Consider the following 8,301-nt stretch of genomic DNA (forward strand, 5'->3'; position numbering starts at 1 on the left):
GGGAAGAATAATGAAAAACAAAAACACACGCAGCGGAAAAATAACCACGCGCAATTTGCATCAGCGGCTCTGTCCTTTATATCTGTCTTTGGCAGGCATTCTCTCGGCCACCGCTGATGCGGCAACAACGCCTGATACACGTCAGGCTAAAGGTCCAACCATGGGCCAGGCGGCCAACGGTACGCCGGTGGTCAATATTGCCGATCCTAATGCGAAAGGTATCTCCATGAATAAATTCAACGAGTTTAACGTTGAAAAACAGGGGATGATCTTTAACAACAGCATGCAGGACGGCGTGACGAAAATTGGCGGCTATGCGGTAAAAAACGCCCAGCTGCAGCACGAAGCCAGCGCCATTATCAGCGAAGTGACGGGCGCGAAAGCGTCCTACATTAACGGCACGATGGAAGTTTTCGGTAAAAAGGCCGACATCATCATTGCCAACGAAAACGGCATTAGCGTGAACGGCGCAACCACCATCAATGCCAACAGCCTGACCCTCAGCACCGGTAAGGTGCAGGCAAATAACGACGGCTCCTATAAGCTGGCAGTCGAAAAAGGGGCGGTATCCGTCACCGGTCAGGGCATTAATACCGACGGGCTGGGCTACTTCGACATCGTAAGCCGCAGCGCGCAGCTGGAAGGCGAAATTGCCGGTAAAGCAGACATCAAAGTGCTGGCGGGCCAGAACGATTACGATCTTGCGACCCGTAGCCACACCGTGCGTAACAAAGGCGACGGGCGGGGTCCGGCCGTTGCTATCGACGGTAGCGCGCTTGGCTCCATGTACGGCGGCAAGATCCAGCTGATCAGCACCGAATCCGGGGCGGGCGTCCGCCATGCTGGCGGCATTATCGCCAGCAGCGACCTGGACATCAGCGCGGATGGCGACATTACGCTCGCCAGCCTGTCGAGCGAGAAGAACCTGTCGCTCTCCGGCAAGAATATCACCCTGAACAAGTCCACTTCCGGCGTTCAGGCGAAAAACGACATTATCATGAACGCCCTGGCGGGCATCACGCTGAATAATGACGTGATCGCCTCAACCGGTAAAATCCGCATTGATGCCAGCTCGCTGGTGCAAAACGCCGCCTCGCTGGTGACCAACAACACCACCACTACCGTTCCGGCGATTCAGATTAACGTGGCGGGCCAGTATACCCTGAACGGCAAACTGCAGGCGCTGGACGCCAACGGTAAGGTCATTGCTGGCGGCGTAGTGACGCTGAAAAACGGCGATTTCGTCGTGAAGGTCAACGGCGCTGAAGTGCCGTTTGCCTCGCTGATCTCGGATACGCAGGTGACCAGCCACAGCGGTGATGTGCAGATTACCGCAGGCAGCATGAATAACAGCGGCGGTAGCGTCCTGGCGAAAAAAGGCACCCTGCAGTTCACCCTGAAAGAGGCCTTTGTGAACAGCGGTTCCGTCAGCGCGACGGGTGATCTGACGATTGCGTCCGGCTCACTGAAAAATGACGGCGTGCTTTACGCATCCAACAACCAGACGCTGCGCGTCGGGAACCTGGACAACAATGGCCGCATCTTCGCGGAAAAACGGCTGGTGATGAACGCCAGCGCGCTGAACAACCGTGGAAACATCGGGGCGACCCGTGACGCACTGCAGATCACCACGACCGGCAATGTCACCAACAGCGGCACCCTCGTGGGTGATGCGGCGGCCGTCAGCCTGAACGTGGGCGGCGACGTCGACAACAGCGGAAACATCATCAGTAACGAAAAAGATGTCACCCTCGCTGCCAGCGGTAAATCCATCAAGAACCAGGGCAAGATCGAGGGGAAAAACGTTACCCTGACCGCCTCCAACGCCGACGCGACGCTTGAAAACAGCGGTACGCTGAACGCCAGGCAAAAAGCGCAGGTGAAGGCGGCGAAGCTGAATAACAACGGCGGCACCCTGAGCGCAGCGGGCGATATCGCGCTGAACGTCAGCAAGCAGCTGAACAACACTCACGGCGGCGCGATCCTGGCGGGCGAAAACCTCACGCTGGACGGCGCGCATACGACCGCTCTGACCAACGACAATAGCCGGATCCAGGGGGAAAACATTTCCCTGACCAATATGGCGACGCTCAGCAACACGGGCGACGCCGTTCTGCTCGCCAACGGGACGATGGATCTGTCCGGCGCAACAACGCTGACCAACACGGCCTCCGGCATTCAGGCAACGTCCATCCTGCTGGATCACATCGGCACGCTGACGAACACCCGCGATGCCACTGTCTACAGCAGCGGCAATCTGACCCTGTCCAACATTGGCACCCTCACCAACGATGCGTCACAGCTGGTGGCAGACGGTGCGCTGGCGATGCTGAATATCACCAACGTCTCGAACACGAACAGCGCCGCAATGGTCGGCAGCGGCAGCGTGACGATCGACACGGTGCATACGCTCAACAACAGCAACAGCGCGGTGATCCAGTCTGAGCATGCCCTCAGCATCAAAAACGTGGGTACGCTGAACAACAGTACTGACGCGGCGATCCTCGCCTCGGGCAACATGACCCTGGACGGCGTGAATACGCTGAACAATGCCTCGGTGATCCTCAGCGACGGCAGCATAACCGTGCAGAACGGCGACACGCTGCACAATAACGGCGTGGTGCAGGCGGGCACCGATCTGATTATCCGCAATATTCGAAGCCTGGTGAACGACGGGAGCGACCATGTGCTCATGGCCCTGCGTAACCTGACGATCGAGGATGTGGATTCCCTGACCAACTCCCACCAGGCGGTGATCACGGCCAGCATGAACACGGTGCTGAACGCCGTTGGCGTGCTGACTAACCTCTCCGGCGGGGTGATTCAGGCCGTTGACGGTGCGTTAACCGTCGCGGCAAATTCCCTGCTCAACAGCGGCAGCGAAAACGGTTCAAACTCCACCCTGGTGGCGGGCGGCGATGTGACCGTGACGTCAGAAAATGTGACCAACGAGAACGGCGCGGCCATTGTCTCGACGGATAACAACCTGACGCTGAACGTGGCGAGCAACCTGAACAACAGCGATGAAGCCGTGCTCGCCGGGGCCAAAACGACCTCGCTGAATGTACAGAAAGGCTACATCAAAAACACCACTAACGCAGTGATTGCGGGCACTAACATTGCGGTTGCGACCAAAAACCTGCAAAACGATGCCAACGCCTCCATCACCGCCGACCGGGATCTGCAGCTGGCTCTCGCCAGCCTGAACAACACGGCCGGTATTCTTGAGGCCGGACGCGATCTCACGCTCAACGTCGACAATAGCCTGACCCTCGACGCCAATAACCAGAATATCAACGCCGGACGCGCGATGGCGATCACCACGCACGGCGACTTTACCAATAGCACCCAGATGGAAGCGATTGGCGATTTGACGTTGAATGCAGACGGTAACTTCACCAACGCCATGTCTATCGTGACCGGGGGCGATCTCAACGTCACCGCGGGCAACATCACCAACAATGCCGGTAGCCTGCTGTGGACGATGGGCGACCTGAGTCTGGATGCCCGTAACGGTAACTTCTTCAATGGCGTGTCGGGTAACGTGCTCAGCATGGGCGATATGTCGATTATCGCGAAGGAGATCTATAACCAGGCCGGGATTATTCGCGCTGAGAAGGACGTCAATTTAGACGCGGAATCCATCAGAAACGAAAGTAGCTACACCGGCGACGAAATCTCCATGACGGGGTATCAGAACGCCAGTGCGGTCTATAACACCGTTGAACATCTCGCGACCAAATCTCAAACCCTGATTAACTTCTCAATGCCGATTGTGACCTCGGGACTGAAACTTGACCATCAGGCGGAGATCAGCGCGGGCGGCAACATTAATATCAACCAGCGCAATATCTTCGACAGAAAACAGATCACAAACAAAGGCGGTCTGATTCAGGCGGCGAAAGATATTACGGTTAGCGGTGATATCTACAACTCACCGGAATACGGTGAAATGTCCATTTATGATTATCTGCAGCTGCCGTTAGAGACGCAGGGCGGGATCACCTATCAGTGGCATTTAGGCGCCTACCATACGTCAACGTGGAATTTTGATACCCTTTATCAGTTCCTCGACTTCGAGTTTGGCAATGGCGCAGCAGCCGGTAAGTCAGGCAGTGACGATCCTGAAAAAGGGATCTGGTACAACGCCGTCGTGATGACCGGAAACGAGTCCACGCTTTTCAACAAAATGATGTCCGACATCTTCGGTGAAACCTGGCAAACCACCGACTACGGTACGATGCGTAATATCTGGGCGAGCGTCACGGCGACCAATAATGAAGCATTAAAAAACAATAAAACCTACTTCGTCCCGTCTGAAAAAGGCGAGATCACCGCTGGCGGTAACTTTACGCATAAAAGCGGCAAGCTGGATAACGGTATTGCAGGCGCCGGGGTGGTTAACAGCCACAGCAACGTGAGCGATATCGACGTGGGCGAATACACCGTCGATACGGTCATTGCCGGTTACGATGTCCAGGTCAACACCAAAAAAATTGACGAGCTGGCGATGGGCATTAGCCCGATGCCAACCATCAAGGACATGGTCTCTATTCCGGGCATGTTTGAAGTCTCGACCGACTTTAAGAAAACCGCCGAAGCAGAAAAAAATGGCACCGCTTATCCGGGGCCAGCCAACAATATCGTTCCAATCTTTGAAACGCGTCCGTCAATGATCGATCAGAGCGCGTATACCGGCTCGGATTACTTCTTTGATCAGGTGGGTTATGACCCGCAGAAGCCGGTTAACGTTATTGGGGATAACTACTTCACCTCAGAATTGATCCGCCGTGAAATCAGCAGTTCAGTCGGCAGCTTCTTTGCGATCCGTGATGGTCTGGAAGGCGACGCGCTGGTGCAGGCCCTGATGGACAATGCAGGCGTGGCGGCACAGGACAGCGAGCTGGGGCTGGTTGTCGGTCAATCCCTGACCGAGGAGCAGCGCAACGGGCTGGACTCCGATATCGTCTGGTTCGTTAATCAGACGGTGAACGGCGTAGATGTGATGGTTCCGGTCGTGTACCTGTGCCCTGAAACGCTTCGTCAGATGGAGAGCGGAGACGTTAACGGCGGCACCGCGACCATTCATGCTGGCGGCGAGATGAACGTCGACGCGGACAGCATCAATAACGCCAACGGTACGATCTCATCCAAAGGCGACATGACGCTGGTCTCTGATGGCGATATCAACAACATCAGCAACGGCATGAGCGCGGGTATCTCTGCGGGCGGCGACATCAATATGTCCAGCACCAGCGGCAATATCAATAACAACGGCGCAGCGATCAACGCTGAGGGCGACGTGAACATGTCCGCGGCGGAAGGTGACATCACCATGACGGCCAGCGTAGGACGCGATGAGAGCGGCAAACAGGTGATCCACGCCTTTGAGGACGGCGTCACCGCGGGCGGCAGCATTAACATGGAGGCCAAATCCATCACCTCCAACGCGTCGGATATTACGGCGGGCCAGGATGTGAGCATGAAGGCCACCGACGGCGACGTCACCTTCAATGACCTGCATGAAATTGACGCCACGCGCATCATTGATAACGACGTCAGAAGCGCGCTCAACTTCACGATGTCTGATACCTCAACCACCACGGGTAAAGCCATTGGCGCGAATGTTTCCGCTGGCGGCAACATGAGCATCGACGCCAAAAACGACGTGGTGATGGAAGGCGGTACTTACAACGCCCAGACCGGCAGCATTACCGCTGAAAATGACGTGACGATCAAAACGTCCCAGGATGTGGCTCACGAAGAGCAGCACAGCTCGTCACGCGAGTTTGTCATCAGCGCGGGCGTCAGCGGTGGCGGCCAGTCGGTTAACACCAGCTACGGCACCATGGACGGCGGCAGCACCGAAACCACCTCCGGCGACTATGTCAGCGCAGGGTCAGAATCCGACACCTCCGCTATCGGCAAGAAGCCTGGCCGTGCGCCGGTCAATGATACGGCTGGCTTCACGTTTGGTATGAGCACCTCCAGCGACTCGTCCGTCACCGACAGCAAAAAGAACACCAATGCCGCAATCAACTTCGGCCAGTCCGGGACGATTGAAGCAGGTAAAACCGTTGATATCGGCGGGGCAGATCTCAGCGCGGGCGACTCACTGACCATCAACGCCGAGGACGTCGCGACCACGAAATATGAAGATGAGATGAAAAACACCTCATCCCATAAAGAAACGTCGTTTGGCATCAAGGGTGAGGCCCACAGCACCATCGTGGATACCATCGATAAAGCCGGTAACCTGATTGAAAAAGGCACCGAAGGCCAGTCAGCCAACGCCGGAACAACGGCAGCGGAAGTGCTGGGCGAGGCCTCTAACCTGCTGCTCAACGATCTGGCGGGCGGTTCCGTTACCATTGGTGGCAGTTCGTCTAAATCGCACTCGACCTCCACCTCTACGGCGGAAAACATTAACCACATCAACGCGAATAACGTTTCGATCAACACCAAAAAAGACACCACGTTGAACGGGACAGACATCAGCGGCCAGAACGTTGAAATTAACGCAGGCGGCGATGTGACCATGAACGCGGCGAAATCCACAACCAGCTATAGCAACACCACCGAGGAGCACTCGGCGGGCATCACGGCTGGCGTAGGCGTGGATCTCTCCGGCGTGAGCGGCGGCGCGTCTGTTGACTATAGCGGCAGCAAAGAGACCGGAACAGGCAACAGCACCAGCTACACCAACAGCACCATTACGGCAGGCGACGTCAAAATTAAGTCCGGCGGCGACATGACCATGAGCGGTGCCAACATTGACGCCAATACTGCGGATGTGGATGTTGCAGGTGACATGACCGTTAACTCCCTCCAGGACACGGTTCACACGGACAACGAGCGTGCCAACTGGGGCGCATCCGTGGGGGTTGCCGTATCGGCTAAAGGCGTGATGCCTACCGGGGCCGTTAACGGCGGCGGCGGTTCAGAGGCTCACGACTCGGCAACCACCGCGAAGCAGTCCGGCATTCACACCACGGACGACGTGCAGGTGAAAACCGGCGGCGACCTGAACATGGCGGGCGCCAATATCGTCTCGGACAATGGCACCGGTGAGGTCAACGTTGCGGGCAATATCAACGCCAAAGATCTGCAAGATACCGTTGAGCAGGACGGCCTGTACGGCGGTGGCGGCGTAGGTATCGGCGGTCTGCCGGGTAAAAAAGGCGGCATTCCATCGGCTAACATCTACGTGGATACGGTCGATGAGATCCACCGTAACGAAACGCAGAAATCCACCATTTCCGTGGGGGGCACCACCAGCAAAGGTACGACTGGCGAGATCAACACCAACAAGGATGAGATGTCCGTTGTCACCCGCGATGAAAAAGAAGCGGGTAACAATATCTCCTATACCCTTGCGGATCCTGGCATCGGTAAGAAGAAAAAAGGCAGCTACGACGTCGATACCCCGAACGACAACCACATTGGCGGCGGCTCGTCGAAGCATTCGAGCGATGGCACCAGGAAGAAAGAGGTTACGCCAGCGAAACCTGCGCACAGCGAAGATGTGCCAGCCGTTACGCCGTCAAAAACCGACACTCTGAAGCCTGCGCCGAAACCGGCTGACAGCGCGAAGAAGACGGACACCACCCCGTCTGGGACTTCGCATAGCGAAGAGGTGCCTGCCGTTAAGCCGTCGAAAGCGGATGAGGTGAAGCCTGCGCCGAAACCGGCTGACAGCACGAAGAAGACGGATACCACCCCGTCTGAAACCGCGCACAGCGAAGAGGTGCCTGCCGTTAAGCCGTCGAAGGCCGACGATCTGAAGCCTGCGCCGAAACCGGCTGACAGCACGACGAAGACGGATACCACCCCGTCTGAGACCGCGCACAGCGAAGATGTGCCTGCCGTTAAGCCGTCGAAAGCCGATGACCTGAAGCCTGCGCCGAAACCGGCTGACAGCACCACACCGAAGAAAAAATGGGACGTTCCGAATACGAACTACCCAACGCTTTCTCCGGGATCTGCAACCGGTAAAACCGGCAAGGACATGCCGAAAACGCCTGAGCACAGAAAGTGGAACGGCGATATGACCAACGGCGTGACGCCGTCGAGCAATCCGAAAGGCACCGACGTCAAGCTTTCGCCAGGTTCGTCCACCGGTCAGACCGGCATGGACATGCCGAAAACGCCTGAGCACAAGCAGTGGAACGGTGATATGACCAACGGCGTGACGCCGTCGAGCAATCCGAAAGGCACCGACGTCAAGCTTTCGCCAGGTTCGTCCACCGGTCAGACCGGCATGGACATGCCGAAAACGCCTGAGCACAAGCAGTGGAACGG

1 protein-coding gene is annotated in these 8,301 nt (G+C 56.8%); it reads left to right on the top strand.

Annotated elements, in window-relative coordinates:
* Positions 1 to 10: 10 nt before the first annotated feature.
* Positions 11 to 8,301 (top strand): two-partner secretion domain-containing protein (locus FFS28_RS14820; protein ID WP_137849923.1); only part of this gene is annotated, 8,291 nt, incomplete at its 3' end.

This window comes from Enterobacter sp. 2VL, assembly GCF_005503595.1.
Classification (GTDB): domain Bacteria; phylum Pseudomonadota; class Gammaproteobacteria; order Enterobacterales; family Enterobacteriaceae; genus Enterobacter; species Enterobacter cancerogenus.